The sequence below is a fragment of the Mycobacterium sp. URHB0044 genome (assembly GCF_000620625.1).
In the GTDB taxonomy this organism is placed as follows: Bacteria; Actinomycetota; Actinomycetes; order Mycobacteriales; family Mycobacteriaceae; genus Mycobacterium.
In genome coordinates this window covers 98,774-114,644 of the sequence record NZ_JIAW01000010.1, presented here as the reverse complement: position 1 = coordinate 114,644, position 15,871 = coordinate 98,774, and the positions used below count along the sequence as shown (strand labels likewise).

Here is a 15,871-nt window from a genome sequence, read left to right as displayed (position 1 = left end):
GGGACGGGAAATGGTCATGGGGCGCTGCTGAGCTCGAGCGCATAACGGGTACGCAATTCACGCTTGAGGACCTTGCCGGTAACCGTCTTCGGCAGGGCTTCGGCGACGAACACGTGCCGCGGAACCTTGAATCGGGCCAGTTCCTCGCCGCAAGCGGAGATCAACTCCGACCCGTCGATCGTCATCCCTGCGTGCGGAACCACGACGGCGGTGACGGTTTCGCCCCATAGCGGGTCCGGTAGACCGATCACCGCCACCTCGGCGACCGCCGGATGTCGTTGCAGAACCAGCTCGACCTGCGTGGAGTAGACGTTCTGGCCGCCCGAGACGATCATGTCCTTCTTGCGGTCGACCAGGAAGACGAACCCCTCGTCGTCCTTCGTGACGACGTCGCCGGTGTGCAACCAACCGCCGGCGTAGGCCGCGGCCGTCGACTCCGGGTCGTTCCAATACCCTCCGAAAGTCAAGTCGCCGCGGATGATCAGCTCACCGGGTTCGCCGGGCGCGGTGTCGCGCATCGCGTCGTCCACGACGCGGAGGCCGATGAAAGGCAACGCCCGCCCGCACGAGGTGAGCAGCCGTTCCTCTCCCGAGAGCGCGCGTACGTGGTCGTCCGGCGAGAGGGCCGTGACCCAGCCGGTCGATTCGGTTTGACCGAATCCCGTGACGAGCACCGGACCGAGCCGATCGATCAGTGCCCTTGCGACGGTCGGCGGCATCGGCATCCCGCCGTAACCGACGCTTCGCAGCGACGAAAGGTCGTGCTGGTCGAGGTCGGGGTGATCGAGGACGAAGGCCGCCATGGTTGGAGCCAACGAAGTGAGCGTAATGCGTTGCTGGTCGATCGTTTTCAGGAAGGCACCCGCCTCGAAGGTGGGCATCAGCGTGATCGGGACGCCGCAGGCATGATAGGTCGGCACCTGGAATGCCGATACATGACAGAGCGGGAACGTCATCAGATACCGGTCGACGTCCCGCGGGTGTACCGAGAGCATGGTGCCCGCTGCCGCGGCGATGATCCCACGATGCGTGATCTGCGCCCCCTTGGGGAAACCGGTTGTCCCGCTGGTGTACACCAGCCACGCGGGGGTGTCGTCCGACACTTCAATCGGTGCGTCAAATGCGCCAGCCGCGGCGATCGCGGCGTCCAACGAGCGGTCCTGGTCGTCCGCATTGCCGATCACCAGGACGTGGTCGAGGGCAGCCACGTCGTCGAGGAACGGTCGGATCGACTCCAAGAGTTCGGGGTCGACCAGCAGCACCCTGGCGTCGACCGCATTCATGATGTCGACCCATTCCCTGGGATGCAGCCGATAGTTCAGCAGCGTCAAGATCATGCCTGCGGAGGGCACGGCATACAGTGCCTCGACGTACTCGGGGACGTTGCGCGCCAAGATGGCCACTCGATCACCCGTGTCCGCGAGTTCCGACAGTGCACCGGCCAGCCGAAGCATCCTCGCGTTCAGCTCGGCGAAGGTCCAGTGGACGTCGCCAGCGATGACGGCGGCCCGGTCGGGCCAGTTCGTGGCGGCGTCCGCCAACAATTCACCGATCAGCATGCGACGCACCGGACGACGTGATGGGCGAGCTCACGTGGGGCGGTGAACATTGGTTCGTGTCCGGAGTCGATCGTGACCACGGTGTCGACGCCACCCAACTCGCGGATGAACTTGCGCTGCAGGCGCGGCGGCAGTGCCCGATCATGCTCGGTCAGTATCCAGCTGGTGGGCACGCTCGGGGGCAGCCGCACCATCGACGTGCCGGTGACGAGCGCCGAACTCTCCGCGCAGAGGTTGGCTCGCATGGCGACACGTTGCGCAGGGGTGGCCCGGTTGCCGAACATGTACCGCACCAACGCCCGCGGGGCCTCGATGATCGGCGCTCGTTCGACGATGCGCCGAGCGAATCGGTCGAGCGGAAATGGAAGGGTTTGCAGGACGCTGCGTCCCGGTGGCGGCATGCAACATGCCACGAAGACGACGCGCTGCACACGGTGCACGCCGAGGCGGTGCACGAGTCCGGGTATGACGACACCGGCGAGCGAATGACCGACGATCACCACAGGGCCGCCCCCGGGCCCAACGCGTTCGGAGATCTGCTCGGCCAGGCTGTCCACGCAGCCTTGGCGGGTCAGGGTGGCCAAGTCGCCGGGAATGTCACGGCGTCCCGGCAAATCCACTGCGAACGCCTCGGTGGAGGGCAGGAGCTCCCGGATGGTGGTGATGGTGTCATCCCAGCACCGTCCGGTGTGCACTCCGCCGTGGATGAATGCCACCGCGGCAGGTGTCGCGGAACCGTTGGTCATGGTGTCGCCGCTACCGGTTGCGCGTGGGTTTCCAGTTGGGGGCGTCGGTTTCGCGATCCCAAGTGGCCGAGGTGTTTCCGCGTTCGCGAAGCTTGAACTTCTGCACCTTGTTGGTCGGTGTCATGGGTAGGGCGTCGAGCACGTCGACGTAGCGGGGCACGAAGAAGTACGGCGCCTTGGCATCCATGAACTTGCAGAACTCGAGCGGATCGATGTGCTGGCCCTCGTGGGCGACGAGGCAGATCTTGAGCTCCTCCTCGCTCGCGAAGTCCTCGACCGCGACCCCCACCGCCGCAACCTGGGCCACCGCTGGGTGTTGGCGTGCAATGTGTTCGACTTCGAAGGTCGACGTGTTGCGTCCCTTGTGCCGAAGCGAGTCCTTCTTGCGGTCGACGAAGAACAGTTCACCGTCCTCGTCGACGCGGCCGAGGTCTCCGGTGTGATGCCACATGTTGCGCCAGGCGGTGATGGTTTCTTCGGGTTGATTGAAGTAGCCGGAGTACAGGGCGTACGGCTCGTTGGGCCGCACGCAGATCTCCCCCACTTCGCCGACCGGTACGGGGCGGTCGTCGTCGTCGAGTACCGCGGTCTGCACCGGGTCGCCGTCGCGTACGTATCCGCAGGAACCGGGCTTCAACCCTGGCATGTCACTGTGATACGTGGTGGCGCCCATGATTTCGCTTTGCCCGTAGCCGCCGAACACGCGATCGATGCCGAAGCGTTTCATGAAGGGCTCGAGAATGGCGGGGATCACGGGGTTCGTCATCATCGTGCGCAAGGGGTTGTCGGAGTCGTCGGCGCGCTCCGGCGCATTCCACAGATAGAGGTGCATCGTGCCAAGCGTCATCACGTGGTTGGCATCGTAGAACCGCACCCGATCCCAGAAGTTCGACACCGAGAACTTCTTGTCGATGCACGCCGCCGAGCCAGAAACCAGCGCCGGGTAGATGTTCATGATCCAGCCGCCGGAGTTGTACATCGGCGTACACCCGTAGAAGCGCTCACCCTCGCGGATTCCGTCGCGGAACACCTCATTGTGCCGTCGGCTCCACAGCAGCCAGCTGTGATTGCTCTGCATGACGCCCTTGGACTTGCCGGTGGTCCCCGACGTCCACAACACCGCCGTGGTGTCGCCGATGCGAGTGTTCAGCTGGCCGGGAAACTCGGGGCGGCCATCCAGCGAAGCCAGCTCGTGGAACGTCGCTCCCCCGGCCGGCGGGAGGTCTGTCGAACCGTTGATGATGACGTGCTTGAACGACACGGCACTCAACTCGTTGACCAAGGGCAACAGGTGAGCGTCGACGACGAGCACGTCGGAGGCGATGTCCATCAGGTTCGACGCGAGCCATTCGCCACGATAATCGACGTTGGCAGGCGACCAGATTCCGCCAAGCATGTTCACTGCGAACGATGAGATAACTTGCTGCGCAGAGTTTTCCATGAAGAATGCGACGGTGTCGCCGCGGCCGATGCCCATCTCGGCAAAGGCCGACGCGCGCCGTTTCGCCAGCGTGTGGACGTCGCCGTAGCTCCACTGGGCTGCGTCGTCGACGAGGAAGGGCGCATCACCCCGGCACTCGGCCTGGAGTTGCAGCACGCCGATCACCGATTCCGGTTCAGCGGAAGTGGGCGTCACTCGACCTCTTAACTCCGGTCATCAGCCGGATACCTTCGATGTCTCTTTGTAGCGCACAGCCGGAAAGAGGTCAATAGTTCGCCGATATGGGCAATACCATCGACGGATCTAGTGCACGGGCGCGTCGGTGATCCCCGAGGCGTCGTGACCGGTCCAGAACGACGACCAGGTGGGGTTCGAGCCCGGCAGGTTCGGCGGACCGGACGGGATGTCCCAGCCGTCGAACGCCACGGACTGGGGTTGATCGGTCACGTCGGCGGCATACCAGTGGCGCTCGCGGCGGCGGCTGAACAGCCACTGTCCGTCCATCTTTCGATAGTCGTCGTCGTACCGGATCGCCATCACGACCCACTGCTGACCGACCTCGTGTTCGGCGCGACAGTAGACGTGACCTCGCGCCGTATCGGGACCGAGCAGTTCCACCCGATGCCCGACGATCTGGTGGATCGAGCGGTAGAACCACCGCAGCTGGGGAGTGATGACCTCGCGAAGTGCTTCCCGTCCCGTTGCCTCCCGCCCGACGTGGACGTCGGGCACGAACAGCGCAAGCCAGGAATCGACGTCGCGCGCATCCACCGCGAGCGCATAGCGGATGGGCAGCTGGTCGATTTCGAGGCGGTCCTCGATGCGGGCGATGCGGTCGAGGAGGTCCGCGTCACTCATCAGGCCCCGCCGGTCAGCATGAGCGTTTGGGCCGACATGTAGGTCAACTCGTCGGACGCCAGTGCCACCACCGCCCTGCCGATGTCGAGTTCCGGGTCACCGACCCGCCCGAGCGGGATGCGGGCCTGCATGCGCGCGAACCGCTCGGGACTGCCGTCACGGAAGCTCTCCGCTGCCGGTGACAACGCATTCGGCACGATGACGTTCACCCGGATGCCGTAGCGTCCCCACTCCCTGGCGGCCACGCGGGACAGCCCACGGATTGCCTCCTTGGCCATCGCGTAGGAGCCGAAGGTCGCATTGCCCTCGATCGCCGTACTGGACCCGAAGTTCACGATCGTGCCGCCGCCGCGCTCGCGAAGATGCGGCAGCGCTGCCTGCATGGCATACAGGGTGCCGAGGGCGCCCGTCTGCCAAGCCAATTCGACGTCGGCGTCGGTGGTGTCCTCCAAACTGCGCTGAACGGAAGTCTGCGCATTGTTCACCAGCACGTCCAGCCCGCCGAACGCCTCGACCGTCGCGCTCACCGCCTGTGCGACCTGCGACCGCACACTCACATCGCACGCGAGTGGAAGTGCCTCGCCGCCAAGCGCTCTGATCTCTTCCGCAACGGCCTCGCACTTCGCCAGGGTCCGGCCCGCGACAGCCACCATCGCACCCTCCTTCGCGAGGGCCAGCGCGACACCGCGGCCGATCCCCTGACCTGCGCCGGTGACCAGTGCGACGTGTCCGTTCAGTCGATCCGTCATCACGTGCCTAGGCGTTGGCCGTGGCGACACCGAATGCCTGGCCTGCACCGTAGGCCTCGAGGAAGTCCGACATGTAGGGCGCGTGACACAACATGCCGCCGTCGACGTTGATGGCGATTCCGGTGATGAACGCCGCGTCGTCGGAGGCGAGGAACGCGACCGCGGCCGCGATGTCCTCGGCCTTGCCGAGCCGCGGCACCAGGGTGTTGCGTTCCATGATCGGCAACATTGCGTCGGGCACGTTTCCCTTGTTGCCGTCAGTCCGGATGAGGCCGGGATTGATGGCGTTGCAACGGATTCCCTGCGACCCATAGATCGTGGCGACGTACCGATTCAGACCGAGGATCCCCGCCTTCGACGTCCCGTAGGCGATGTTGGACAGGTCACCGAAGACCGCGGAGCCGGATGCGGTGAGAATGATCGAGCCGCCGCCCGAGCGGATCATGTGCGGTATCGCGTACTTGCAGCCGGCCAGGTAGCCGCGCAGATTCACCTCCATCGTCTTGTCCCACACCGAGAAGTCGATGTCCACCGGGTTGGTGTCGTTGCCGATGACCTCGGGGGCCATGATCGCGGCGTTGTTGTGCAGGATGTCGAGGCGGCCGAACCGGTCGACGGTGCGTTCGACGAGGTGTTCCACCGATGTGACGTCACCTGCGTCGAATTGGATGCCGACCGCGGCGTCGCCGATCTCGGCCGCCAGCAGCTCGGCGCGGGAGCCGTTCAGGTCGCCGATCGCCACGCGGGCGCCTTCGGCCACGAGACGCCGCGCGGTGGCGGCGCCGATTCCCGACGCGCCTCCGGTGACGATGGCGACTTTGCCCTCGAGCCGTCGAATGGATGTCATGCTGCCTCCTTGGATCGAATCCCTATAGAACGTCTGTTAATTCGCGGATGAGTGCCGACTTCGACTTCGCGCCGACGATGCGTTTGACGACGGTGCCGTCGGTGATCAGGCACAGCGCCGGTATCGACTGAACGGAATAGGCATCGACCAGTGCGGGGTTGTCGTCGATGTTCACCTTGACCACCGCCAGCCGGCCGGCGAAGTTCTCGGCGATCCCGTCCAGGATGGGGGCCATCATGCGACAGGGGCCGCACCATGGCGCCCAGAAGTCGACCAGTACGGGGACGGCACTGTCCGTCACCGCGGCGTCGAAGTCGTCGTCCGTCAACTCCGCTACCGTCACGGTGCCGCAACCTCGGACGGCGCATCGACCGTAAAGCCACGACTGCGCAGCTCTTCGACCGCCTCTTGCAGGTCAGGTGAGTATCCGTAGACGTCCTCGGTGGGATAGAACTGGCGCGAACTCGCTTCTTCGCCCGGGTCCAGGCCGAGGGTGATGGTGGCCTTGCTCGCGGTGGTGTGCATCGAGAGCAGCACGATGTCGACGAGTTCCTTCTCGGAGAAGTAGGTCAGCGCGTCGTCCCACAGCTCGTCGGTGAAGAGTCCCGGATTCGTGGCCAGCGCAGAGGTGATCCGCAACGCCGCCTTGACGTCGCCGGCCAGGTTGCTCTCCTCGAAGTGCCCGAGCGCATCGACCATGTCTTCCTCGAGGCCGTTCTGCACCGCGATGGTCTGGCGTGCATTCTGGCAGTACTGGCAGTCCTGATACTTCGCGTTGTAGAGCCGAATCAACTCGTGCAGAACGGGATTGAGCCGGAAGGACCGCTTCGTCTGAATGGGAATGCCGGCCAGCCGACTGAGTTCGACCGGAATCGCGATGGCCGCGGCGGGGCTGCCGTCATCCTCGCCCTGCATGAAGAAGCCTTCGAGGAGTTCGGCCGGGATGCGTGGAGTCGTTGACATCGATCCGCCTTTCTATGCGGCTACGGTCTGGACGAGTGCGAAGTCGGGCATCGTCGGCGGGACGACTTCGGCGGGCTCGATGGCGAAAATGGCGTTCGCACGGGCGAATTGGTCCACCACGCTGAGGGCTTTGCAGAAGTAGACGAACTCCTCGGGGCTGAGCGCAGTCAGTAGGCGCTCGACGTCCTCGTCGGTGATGCTGCTGGACTGAATCACCCACTGTTCGGTGAACTCCAACGCCGTCCGCTCGCGGTCGGTGAACAGCGGCGACGTCGGATAGTCGGCCAATGCCGCGACCTTTTCCTCGGGCAAACCCGCATCGGTGGCGGGTGAATAACGCACGCTCAGGTCGAAGGAGCTTTCCACCATTTGTGCCACCCGCACCCGACAGAGCTCGACGAGCACCGGGTCCAGGTTGCCCAACGCCTTGCGGTAGTCGGCCATGAACAATTGGTAGTAGTCGTCGCGGCGGCCCCAGACGCGGTCGAGCTCCGTCGGGCCGATTGCCAAATCCTTGACGCGGGTCATTGAATCTCCTGCGGATAACCGAACCCTGTGATGTGCGACCTCGATGAGGTGCACTGTGATGGCGGTAACTATACGATATAAAGTTAACACCGTCAACCGCCTCTGACCAGGGATGGTGCTACGCTAAGCACCGCCTTGTCGGACGCGGGGCGAAGCCGTCGATGACGTATGGAGCCGACCGGACATGGAGTCGAGAGAGAATCTGGTGCTGAGCGCGCCGGAAATCGTTCGCGTAGCGCTGGCGCTCCTTCGTGCCGGACAGGCGCCGATTTCGATGCGGAAACTCGCCGCCGAGTTCGACGTGTCGGCGACCGCGCTGTACCGCTACTTTCCCGACCGCCGATCGTTGTACGAGGCGCTTTCGGATGAGGTCATCAAGGAAATCGTCGAGGCCGACAAAGGCGGCGAATGGACGGCGCGACTGCGTGCGCTCATCGTCGCCCAACAACGCACGTTGACCAGAGCGCCTGGAGTCGCCCAGTTTCTCTTCGAGAATCAGGACAGCGTCCCCGCGATGCGTTGGATGAACGCGATCCTGCGCGTGCTGCTCGACGCCGGCTTCGCTCCATCCCGAGCCGTCCGCGCGCTCACGACGATCATCTTCTACGTGAATCCGGCGTTCTTCGTCGGAGAGGACGGCCAACCGCGTGGCGAAACCGTACGGGGCACATCGCCGTTGTTTCGGTCCGAGCACAACCGAGAGAGGTTTCCTGCATTGGCAACCGTCGTCGACGAGCTGGCCGAACTGTCCTACGAGGACCAGTACGTCGTCGGCGCCGATCGACTGATCGCGGGCCTTGCCGCCGAACTCAGCCAACCGCCGACGTCTGAACATGCTCCGCCGGCCCGTGACTGACGCGCTGGTGAATCCCGTTGCTGGTCAACTCATCCCCCGTTTCGAGCCCGCCGGTGTGACTACGTCGTCGAGGACTCGTGCGGACCGCCGGACACTGTGCGCCAAGGCGCAGCCGCCAGCGCACGAAGCAGGCGAGGAGCACTCCGAGCGCGCCGAGCACGGCGATGTCGAAGACCCACCAGAGTGCGGAGTGCGACCACAGTGCCTCATCGGGCACCAAGGGGGCGATACGACGAAGATCAGCCGTGGCCGCGGTCGCCGCGAATCCCCAACGCGCAGGCATCAGCCAGGACAGCTGGTCGAGGACGACACGGCCACTCACCGGAATCAACCCGCCGGAGAACACCATCGAAGCCATGATCGATACGACCAGCATCGGCAAGACCTGCTCGGTGGATCTGGCCAATGACGACAATGCCAGACCCAGAATCGCCGCGACGATTGCGGTGGCGGCCAGCGTCAGATACAGCTCCAGGACGGCGTTTCCAGCCACTACCGCACCCTGCGTAGGCCCTCCCTTTCCCAATACTGAGATGGCGGTGAGGATCGCCGCCTGGACGGCGGCAGCGACACTGAAGACGGCAATCTTTGCGCCGAGATAGGCACACGCCGAAAGGCCGACCGATTGCTCGCGGCGAAATATCGCGCGTTCACCGATCAAGTCGCGGATCGTCAGGGCAACACCCATGAAGACGGCACCGGTATTGAGCAACATCAGGATTTGCGCCGGTTCGTCGGGCACGCGGCCGTGCGGATCCGCCACGCCCAGTCCGGCGTTGCCGGGAACCAAGAGCGTCAACGCACCCAGGACGAACGGCAGCAGCGCCAAGAAGGCAAGGTAGCCGCGATCCGCCACGATCAGGCGGACTTGCCTGCGCGCCACCGTCGACAGCTGCCGCAGCAGCCCCGTCTGCGGTTGCCGCACCGGAGGTGACCCGGCGGCCGGCGGCGGACAGGCCAGGGAGAGAGCCGCGACCGTCCCCGAAGTTGTTGCCATGTCGGCATCCGCACTGACCTGAGTGAATATGTCGGCCCAATCCGTGGTGCCCATCGCCCGGAAGAGTTCGTCCGGTGGACCGCAGAACGCGGTCTTGCCCCCGGGGGCCAACAACAACACTTGGTCGCACACGTTCAGATAGGTCAGCGAATGTGTCACCACGAGGACGACTCGGCCCGCATCGGCGAGCTGCCGAAGCATCGTCATGACCTGACGGTCGAGTGCCGGATCCAAACCGGTCGTGGGTTCGTCGAGGATCAGCAGTGACGCGCCGGTGAGCAATTCCATTGCGACGGAGGCGCGTTTGCGCTGCCCGCCCGAGAGGTTGTCGATGCGTGTGCCGGCGTGCTCGGTCAGGTCCAGTTCGTCGAGCGCCCGGGCCACCGCACGGCGCCGGTCCGCCCTGGTGTTGTCGGGCGTCAATCGCCACTCCGCGGCGTAGCTCAGCGCTTGCTCGACGGTGAGTTGACGGTGGACCACGTCGTCTTGCGGCACCATGCCGATGCGAGCCCGCAACGCGCCGAACTGCTCGTGCACGTCGTGCCCATCGAGCGTCACGGCGCCGATCGTCGGCTGGGAGGTACCGCCGATGAGCTTCGCCAACGTCGACTTGCCCGCGCCCGACGGGCCGATGATCGCCGTGAGGGTTCCCGGCCGCGCCGAAAAGGAGATGTTGTTCAACAACGCGAGCCGTTGTTCGACCGTGAGGCTGACGTCATGAACGTGCAGGGACCGGCGGTGACGGGAACGAGGCTTGGTGCGTTCGGTAACCACGCCGGTGTCCGCACAGTCGCCGATGCGGACGATCATCCCGTGTTCCAGCCTGATGCTGCTAGTCATCGAGCGCACCCCTCATCGAGCGATCCATCCGCGCACGGGAAGTCCGACAAAACATGTGAGTAGCTAATTTTCGCCCCGATCATAGGACTGTGATGGCAGTCACTATACGGTATATAGTTAACAGCGTCAACTGCCGGTTGCCAGCAAGGAAGCAGCGATACGGATCCATCGTTTGGTCTCTACGGCACGCACATGGATGAATTCAAGAGATCTTGAATTCACCTCCCCCGGCACCGCCGGAGGACCAGCCGGTGGCCGGCCGCGCGGAGTCCTAGAGTCCTACCGTCGCCCGGAACAACTTCGTCGGCTCTTCGGCGAAGAGCCGGATGGGCCCGTCGTCAGCCGCCACCCAGGCGGCCGCGCCCTTTTCCAGCCTCAGCACGTTGGTCTTGGCGTGCACCGTCACGGCGCCCTCGGTACACAGCAGGATCTGCGGCCCGTCGTGGTGTGCGGGAGCGTCGACCTCGTGGCCCAGTGCGTCGCGGTCAAGTCGCAGCACCGATACCGCGAATTCTGGTGCAGGCGTGGCGTAGACGAGCTCCATGCCGTCACCGACCACCGCGGGGCGCAGCGCCGACTCATCGGTCGGGGTGAAGTCCAACACCCGCAACAGCTCGGGAACGTCGACGTGCTTGGGAGTCAAACCGCCCCGCAACACGTTGTCGGAGTTGGCCATCACTTCGAAACCCACCCCGTGCAGGTACGCGTGCAGGTTGCCGGCGGGCAGGTAGATGCCCTCGCCGGGAGCCAGGCTGATGCGGTTGAGCAACAAGGAGCACAGCACGCCCGCGTCGCCGGGATAGCGTTCACCCAGTTCGAGCACCGTCTTGGCTTCTGCGGTGAATGTCGTTTCCCCCGAACGGAGATAGTTCACGGCACCGTCGAGCACACCGGTCACCAAGACGTCCAGATCGGGTTGCGGCGCAGTGATCCACGTCGTGAAGAGTGCGCGCAGTCCGTCGGCTTCGGAACCGGACAGCAGGGCGATGAACGGGTCGAGGTCGGATACCGCCAGCGCTCGCATCAGCTCGACGCTGCGCGCGACGGGGCGGAAACCTGCGAGCGCCTCGAACTGGCTCAGCGCCACGATGAGTTCGGGCTTGTGACTGCGGTCGCGGTAATTGCGGGTCGGCGCCGTCACCGGGATGTCCAGGCGGTCCTCCCGGGCGAAGCCCTCCACGGCCTGCTCTGCGCTCGGATGCGCCTGCAGCGAGAGCGGTTCGTCGGCGGCCAGCACCTTGGCCAGGAACGGCAAGGCGTCGCCGAAGCGCGACCTGGTGGCCGAACCCAACTGCCCTTCGGGGTCGGACTTGATGACCTCGAGCAGCGATTGCTCACCACGTTCGGTCTCCAGCTGTGCAGGGTCCCCCGGGTGGGCGCCCAGCCAGAGCTCCGCTTCGGGATGCGCTGTCGGACTTGGCCGTCCAGTGAATTCAGCGAGCGCAGTGCGCGAACCCCATGCATAGGTCCGCACCGCGCCACGTAGCAGGTCCACTATTCCTAACCTCGAACCAGTCGCAGGTAAACCGCTGCCATCTCCAAGCGCAGCGCCAACGTCGCCAGCTGTTGCTCGAGGCGACGGCCCGTCGGCGTGGGGACGTCCGGAACGTCCTCCGCGCTGACGACGACGATGCCCTCGTATCCCGAGACCTTCGCCGCGATCGCGGACCGCTCGTCGTCGACCGCCAGCACGAGTGCGCGTAGCCGCGTCGGAAGTGGCCCGTCGAGTTCCTCGTCGTGGTACAGCGACGTCTCGTAATCATCTGCGCCACTCGCGATTCCGCCGCGCAGCGCCACGGCGAGGTCGGCGAGTCCAACGGCCGCAACGGGTTGGTGGCCGACTCGCAACAGCACCGCGCCGGCGTGTCGGGCCAGTGCCAGGGTGGCCGCGTTGTCACCGGCCACCACGACGTCACGCCCGCACATGCGGTCGGCGAGCGTCTTGGCGGGATTGGTGAACAGCTCACGTCCTGCGCTGTTGCCAAGCGCCTCGGCGTCGAGTTCGTCTGCCAGCGCGGCGATGTCGACCTGCATCCCCGGATCCACGACGCGCAGGGTGGCCAACCCGGCCGCGAAGTATCGGACGAAGGCGAAGCCGTCCGGGACCTGTAGTCGCGGCGCAAGCACCACCGCGCGGCCTGCGGTCACATCCTGCAGAGGGCCCTCGTCGGGCGCCACGACGATCACGCGCGCGCCCCGCCGGACGCCGGTCGCGGCGGCCGACACCAGCACCGGATCGAGCGCATCGTCACCCGCAACCACCAAGACGTCCAGCGCGCCCACCCAGGCCGGCACTTCCGGTGCGACGACGATCGGTGCCGCCGTCGAGCCACCGAGAGCGGCAGCAAGGACCAGTCCAGCCGTCTCGGCAGGCCCACGGCTGGCCACCCAGATCACGGTGCGCGGCGGCATGTCGGACCGCAGCGGATCGAGCGCGCCCTCGTCCAGCGCCGCGGCCGTCGATCGAACCTGTGCGCCCGCCATCGACGCGGCGCGCAACAGACCCTCGCGGTCGGCGGCGATCAGCCCCTCCGCGTCGTCGAGATCGATTGCCGCTGCCCGTGCACGGGGATCTGCGCTCACGTGGCCGTCCCGGTTTGAGCGGCAATCAGTTCCCCGACGTGCTCGACGATCTGCTTGACGTCATCGGTGCTGCGGGCCTCGACGTTCAACCGCAGCAGCGGCTCGGTGTTGGAGGTCCGCAGATTGAACCAAGTGCCGTCACCCAGGTCGACGGTCACGCCGTCGAGGTGGTCGATGGAGTGGATGCGACTGCTGTACGACTTCAGCACCGCCTCGACGCATGCCGGCGCATCGGCAACGGTGAAGTTGATCTCGCCCGACGCCTCGTAGCGCTGGTAGTCGGCCATCACTTCCGACAGCGGCCGATCCTGCTCACCGAGGGCGGACAGCACGTGCAGCGCGGCCAGCATGCCGGAGTCGGCACCCCAGAAGTCACGGAAGTAATAGTGCGCGGAGTGCTCGCCACCGAAGATCGCACCCGTCTCGGCCATCAGCGCCTTGATGTAGGAGTGGCCGACGCGCGCCCGCACCGCGGTGCCGCCCCGTTCGACGATCAGCTCCGGCACCGCCCGCGAGGTGATCAGGTTGTGGATCACGGTCGCTCCGATTTCACGGCCGAGCTCGCGAGCGGCGACCAGTGCGGTGACCGCCGACGGCGAGACGGGGCGCCCGAGTTCGTCGACGACGAAGCAGCGGTCGGCATCCCCGTCGAAGGCCAGGCCGATGTCCGCCCCGGTTTCGAGGACGTGCGCCTGCAGGTCGACGAGGTTGGCCGGATCCAGCGGGTTCGCCTCGTGATTCGGGAACGTACCGTCGAGTTCGAAGTACAGCGGCAAAAGCGTGATGGCCGCGATGGGGCCCAACACGGCGGGTGTGGTGTGACCGCCCATTCCGTTGCCCGCGTCGACGGCGACCCGCAGTGGGCGGCCGACGGAGACGTCGACCAGCGATCGCAGGAACTGGCCGTAATCGTCGAGCACGTCGCGATCGCGGATCACGCCGGCGGGCCCGTCGTACTCAGGCACCCCGTCGATCACCTCGCCACTGATCGTGACGAGTCCGCTTTCCTTGCCCACCGGCTTGGCGCCTGCCCGACACAGCTTGATGCCGTTGTAGGCGGCGGGGTTGTGGCTGGCGGTAAACATGGCGCCGGGGCAGTCCAACAAACCGGACGCGAAGTACAGCTGATCGGTGGAGGCCAGGCCGATCCGGGTGACGTCCAGGCCCTGGGCCACCACGCCCTCGGCGAACGCGTCGGCAAGCGTCGGCGAGCTGGACCGCATGTCGTATCCGATGACCACCTGGTCGGCACCGGGCGACGTCTCGTCGCGCACCAACCGCGCGAACGCGCCACCTACGTCGGAGACGAACGCCTCGTCGATCTCCTCGCCGACCAGACCTCGCACGTCATAAGCCTTGATGACGCGGTTGACAGCCGCAGCGGGCCGAGACATAGATCTCCTTGGAATCCCCTAGCAGGAAAAGCTCCTGGCGCCAGCCTATCGGCTCGCCAATCCTGGTGCCGACGGTCACACCCGGCGTGGTTCGAATCGACTGTGGATGTTATTCGGCGGGGTCCGGCAAAACGCGTAGGTGCCCGCGCCGGCGACCGTTCTGCTCCGCGCGGGGCGCCGCGGGCGCCAACAGTGCACCGCCGTGGACGCCCGTCGAGGGGTCGGTGAAACCGGCGGTGACGGCGCCCATCGGCGAACCGCCGTCGCGCCCCTCCCGGACCGCGTCGGCCAACGCCACCAGGTCGTCGTCATCGCTGTGAGTGGGCAGCGGCCCGGCGTGCCGTACGAGCTCCCAACCACGCGGGGCCGTGATCCGGCTGGCGTGCAGGACACACAGATCCCAGGAGTGCGGTTCCGAGACGGTGGCCAGCGGACCGACGACCGCCGTGGAGTCGGAGTAGACGAAGGTCAGCGTCGCCACGCCATAGTGCGGGCACCCGGGCCTGCAGCAGCGACGGGGAACGTTCACGCAAGCGAGGCTATCGCGCGGCGACGTCACGAGCGGACGACACGCGCAGCCGGGTAGTGGCCGATCTCCAACCGTTACGATCTGCCCATGGCCGACCCACGATCACGCCGTGGCCGGGACATGCGCGGCCCGCTGCTGCCGCCGACCGTGCCAGGTTGGCGCAGCCGAGCCGAGCGCTTCGACATGGCGGTGCTGGAGGCCTACGAACCGATCGAACGGCGTTGGCAGGACCGCGTCTCGACATTGGACGTCGCGGTCGACGAAATCCCGAGGATTTCTCCGAAGGACCCCGACAGCGTGCAGTGGCCGCCCGAGGTGATCGCCGACGGGCCGATCGCGTTGGCACGGCTGATCCCTGCCGGGGTGGATGTGCGGGGCAATGCCACACGCGCACGAATCGTATTGTTCCGCAAGCCGATCGAACGGCGGGCGAAGGACACCGCCGAACTCGCCGACCTGCTGCACGAGGTGCTGGTGGCTCAGGTGGCCACCTACCTCGGCGTCGAACCCTCCGTCATCGACCCGACGATCGACGACGACTGAGCTCCGGCCGCAGCCGGACGGGTCAGATGATGCCGCGCTTGAGGCGGCGGCGTTCGCGCTCGGACAGGCCGCCCCAGATGCCGAACCGCTCATCGTGGGCCAGCGCGTAATCGAGGCACTCGTCACGCACCTCGCAGCCCAGGCAGATGCGCTTGGCCTCGCGGGTCGAACCGCCCTTCTCGGGGAAGAACGCCTCGGGGTCGGTCTGCGCGCACAGCGCGCGTTCCTGCCACTGTTCGTCTTCCTCGATTGCCGGATCGGGCTCCATCGGCACGGGCACGACGCTCAACTGAGGCCGCCCCTCCGCGATGGTCTGAGCCGGCCCTGTATTGATATGCGGGGTGGCGCCTATTGAGCCGAGCATCCGACTGTCAAATCGGACGACACGATCGAAATCAACGTGCTCATAAGACATCTTCCGCCTCCTCATCTAGTGCC

16 protein-coding genes and 1 pseudogene are annotated in these 15,871 nt (G+C 65.8%); 2 read left to right on the top strand and 15 right to left on the bottom strand.

All coding sequences use genetic code 11. The features are described 5' to 3' along the window. Nucleotides 1-14: 14 nt before the first annotated feature. The 9 genes from N536_RS0120655 to N536_RS0120615 all read right to left on the bottom strand — a co-directional run bounded on the left by N536_RS0120655 (nt 15) and on the right by N536_RS0120615 (nt 7,691). Entirely contained in the window at nt 15-1,559 is a 1,545-nt protein-coding gene (locus N536_RS0120655; protein ID WP_029115349.1) for a class I adenylate-forming enzyme family protein, read from the bottom strand. Next, the gene (locus N536_RS0120650) at nt 1,553-2,305 is read right to left on the bottom strand and encodes an alpha/beta fold hydrolase (RefSeq protein WP_036437100.1); all 753 of its coding nucleotides are present in this window, start codon (nt 2,303-2,305) and stop codon (nt 1,553-1,555) included. The genes N536_RS0120655 and N536_RS0120650 overlap by 7 nt, the downstream gene beginning before the upstream one ends. A gap of 10 nt (nt 2,306-2,315) precedes the next feature. Next, nucleotides 2,316-3,941, bottom strand: coding sequence for an AMP-binding protein (locus N536_RS39020; RefSeq protein ID WP_051574644.1), 1,626 nt, complete (start codon nt 3,939-3,941; stop codon nt 2,316-2,318). A 108-nt stretch (nt 3,942-4,049) separates the two neighbouring features. After that, a complete protein-coding gene (locus N536_RS0120640; RefSeq protein ID WP_155948667.1) occupies nt 4,050-4,604 on the bottom strand; it encodes a nuclear transport factor 2 family protein in 555 nt (184 codons plus the stop codon). Continuing rightward, the gene (locus N536_RS0120635; protein ID WP_036437098.1) at nt 4,604-5,353 is read right to left on the bottom strand and encodes an SDR family NAD(P)-dependent oxidoreductase; all 750 of its coding nucleotides are present in this window, start codon (nt 5,351-5,353) and stop codon (nt 4,604-4,606) included. The genes N536_RS0120640 and N536_RS0120635 overlap by 1 nt, the downstream gene beginning before the upstream one ends. A 7-nt stretch (nt 5,354-5,360) precedes the next feature. Further along, a complete protein-coding gene (locus tag N536_RS39015) occupies nt 5,361-6,200 on the bottom strand; it encodes an SDR family NAD(P)-dependent oxidoreductase (protein ID WP_051574643.1) in 840 nt (279 codons plus the stop codon). A 22-nt stretch (nt 6,201-6,222) separates the two neighbouring features. Then, a complete protein-coding gene (gene trxA, locus N536_RS0120625; protein WP_029115345.1) occupies nt 6,223-6,543 on the bottom strand; it encodes a thioredoxin in 321 nt (106 codons plus the stop codon). Beyond that, entirely contained in the window at nt 6,540-7,163 is a 624-nt protein-coding gene (locus N536_RS0120620; RefSeq protein ID WP_029115344.1) for a carboxymuconolactone decarboxylase family protein, read from the bottom strand. Before N536_RS0120620 ends, trxA begins: the two co-directional genes overlap by 4 nt. A 12-nt stretch (nt 7,164-7,175) precedes the next feature. Continuing rightward, nucleotides 7,176-7,691, bottom strand: a complete 516-nt coding sequence (locus N536_RS0120615; RefSeq protein WP_029115343.1) for a carboxymuconolactone decarboxylase family protein — start codon at nt 7,689-7,691, stop codon at nt 7,176-7,178. Between the two features lie 184 nt (nt 7,692-7,875). Between N536_RS0120615 and N536_RS0120610 the strand changes: the two genes are divergently transcribed. After that, nucleotides 7,876-8,547, top strand: a complete 672-nt coding sequence (locus N536_RS0120610) for a TetR/AcrR family transcriptional regulator (protein WP_029115342.1) — start codon at nt 7,876-7,878, stop codon at nt 8,545-8,547. A 97-nt stretch (nt 8,548-8,644) separates the two neighbouring features. On the opposite strand, the pseudogene N536_RS39010 reads toward N536_RS0120610, so the two are convergent. The 5 genes and pseudogenes from N536_RS39010 to N536_RS0120585 all read right to left on the bottom strand — a co-directional run. Next, nucleotides 8,645-10,396: pseudogene (locus tag N536_RS39010) on the bottom strand (ATP-binding cassette domain-containing protein); the annotation flags it as partial. Nucleotides 10,397-10,655: 259 nt separating this feature from the next. Next, a complete protein-coding gene (manA, locus tag N536_RS0120600; protein WP_029115341.1) occupies nt 10,656-11,879 on the bottom strand; it encodes a mannose-6-phosphate isomerase, class I in 1,224 nt (407 codons plus the stop codon). A gap of 5 nt (nt 11,880-11,884) precedes the next feature. Further along, nucleotides 11,885-12,967 carry a TobH protein gene (locus N536_RS0120595; protein ID WP_029115340.1) on the bottom strand — a complete coding sequence of 361 codons (1,083 nt, stop codon included), beginning with the start codon at nt 12,965-12,967 and terminating at the stop codon, nt 11,885-11,887. Further along, nucleotides 12,964-14,361: a phosphomannomutase/phosphoglucomutase gene (locus N536_RS0120590; protein ID WP_029115339.1), complete on the bottom strand. Its 1,398-nt coding sequence runs from the start codon at nt 14,359-14,361 to the stop codon at nt 12,964-12,966. The genes N536_RS0120595 and N536_RS0120590 overlap by 4 nt, the downstream gene beginning before the upstream one ends. A gap of 109 nt (nt 14,362-14,470) precedes the next feature. Beyond that, nucleotides 14,471-14,890, bottom strand: a complete 420-nt coding sequence (locus tag N536_RS0120585; RefSeq protein WP_029115338.1) for a DUF3499 domain-containing protein — start codon at nt 14,888-14,890, stop codon at nt 14,471-14,473. 120 nt (nt 14,891-15,010) lie between these two features. Between N536_RS0120585 and N536_RS0120580 the strand changes: the two genes are divergently transcribed. Beyond that, nucleotides 15,011-15,433: a metallopeptidase family protein gene (locus N536_RS0120580; RefSeq protein ID WP_029115337.1), complete on the top strand. Its 423-nt coding sequence runs from the start codon at nt 15,011-15,013 to the stop codon at nt 15,431-15,433. A gap of 22 nt (nt 15,434-15,455) precedes the next feature. Here N536_RS0120580 and N536_RS42635 read toward each other — a convergent pair whose 3' ends face one another. Beyond that, on the bottom strand, nt 15,456-15,701 hold the full coding sequence (locus N536_RS42635) for a WhiB family transcriptional regulator (RefSeq protein WP_197040190.1): 246 nt from the start codon (nt 15,699-15,701) through the stop codon (nt 15,456-15,458). Between the last annotated feature and the right edge of the window lie 170 nt (nt 15,702-15,871).

Excerpts from the sequence above, each read along its gene's own strand:
- N536_RS0120655 (WP_029115349.1), bottom strand. The coding sequence starts at position 1,559 with ATGCTGATCGGTGAATTGTTGGCGGACGCCGCCACGAACTGGCCCGAC.
- N536_RS0120615 (WP_029115343.1), bottom strand. The coding sequence starts at position 7,691 with ATGACCCGCGTCAAGGATTTGGCAATCGGCCCGACGGAGCTCGACCGC.
- N536_RS42635 (WP_197040190.1), bottom strand. The coding sequence starts at position 15,701 with ATGGAGCCCGATCCGGCAATCGAGGAAGACGAACAGTGGCAGGAACGC.
- N536_RS39015 (WP_051574643.1), bottom strand. The coding sequence starts at position 6,200 with ATGACATCCATTCGACGGCTCGAGGGCAAAGTCGCCATCGTCACCGGA.
- N536_RS0120610 (WP_029115342.1), top strand. The coding sequence starts at position 7,876 with ATGGAGTCGAGAGAGAATCTGGTGCTGAGCGCGCCGGAAATCGTTCGC.
- N536_RS0120635 (WP_036437098.1), bottom strand. The coding sequence starts at position 5,353 with ATGACGGATCGACTGAACGGACACGTCGCACTGGTCACCGGCGCAGGT.
- N536_RS0120620 (WP_029115344.1), bottom strand. The coding sequence starts at position 7,163 with ATGTCAACGACTCCACGCATCCCGGCCGAACTCCTCGAAGGCTTCTTC.
- N536_RS0120580 (WP_029115337.1), top strand. The coding sequence starts at position 15,011 with ATGCGCGGCCCGCTGCTGCCGCCGACCGTGCCAGGTTGGCGCAGCCGA.
- N536_RS0120590 (WP_029115339.1), bottom strand. The coding sequence starts at position 14,361 with ATGTCTCGGCCCGCTGCGGCTGTCAACCGCGTCATCAAGGCTTATGAC.
- N536_RS0120640 (WP_155948667.1), bottom strand. The coding sequence starts at position 4,604 with ATGAGTGACGCGGACCTCCTCGACCGCATCGCCCGCATCGAGGACCGC.
- N536_RS0120650 (WP_036437100.1), bottom strand. The coding sequence starts at position 2,305 with ATGACCAACGGTTCCGCGACACCTGCCGCGGTGGCATTCATCCACGGC.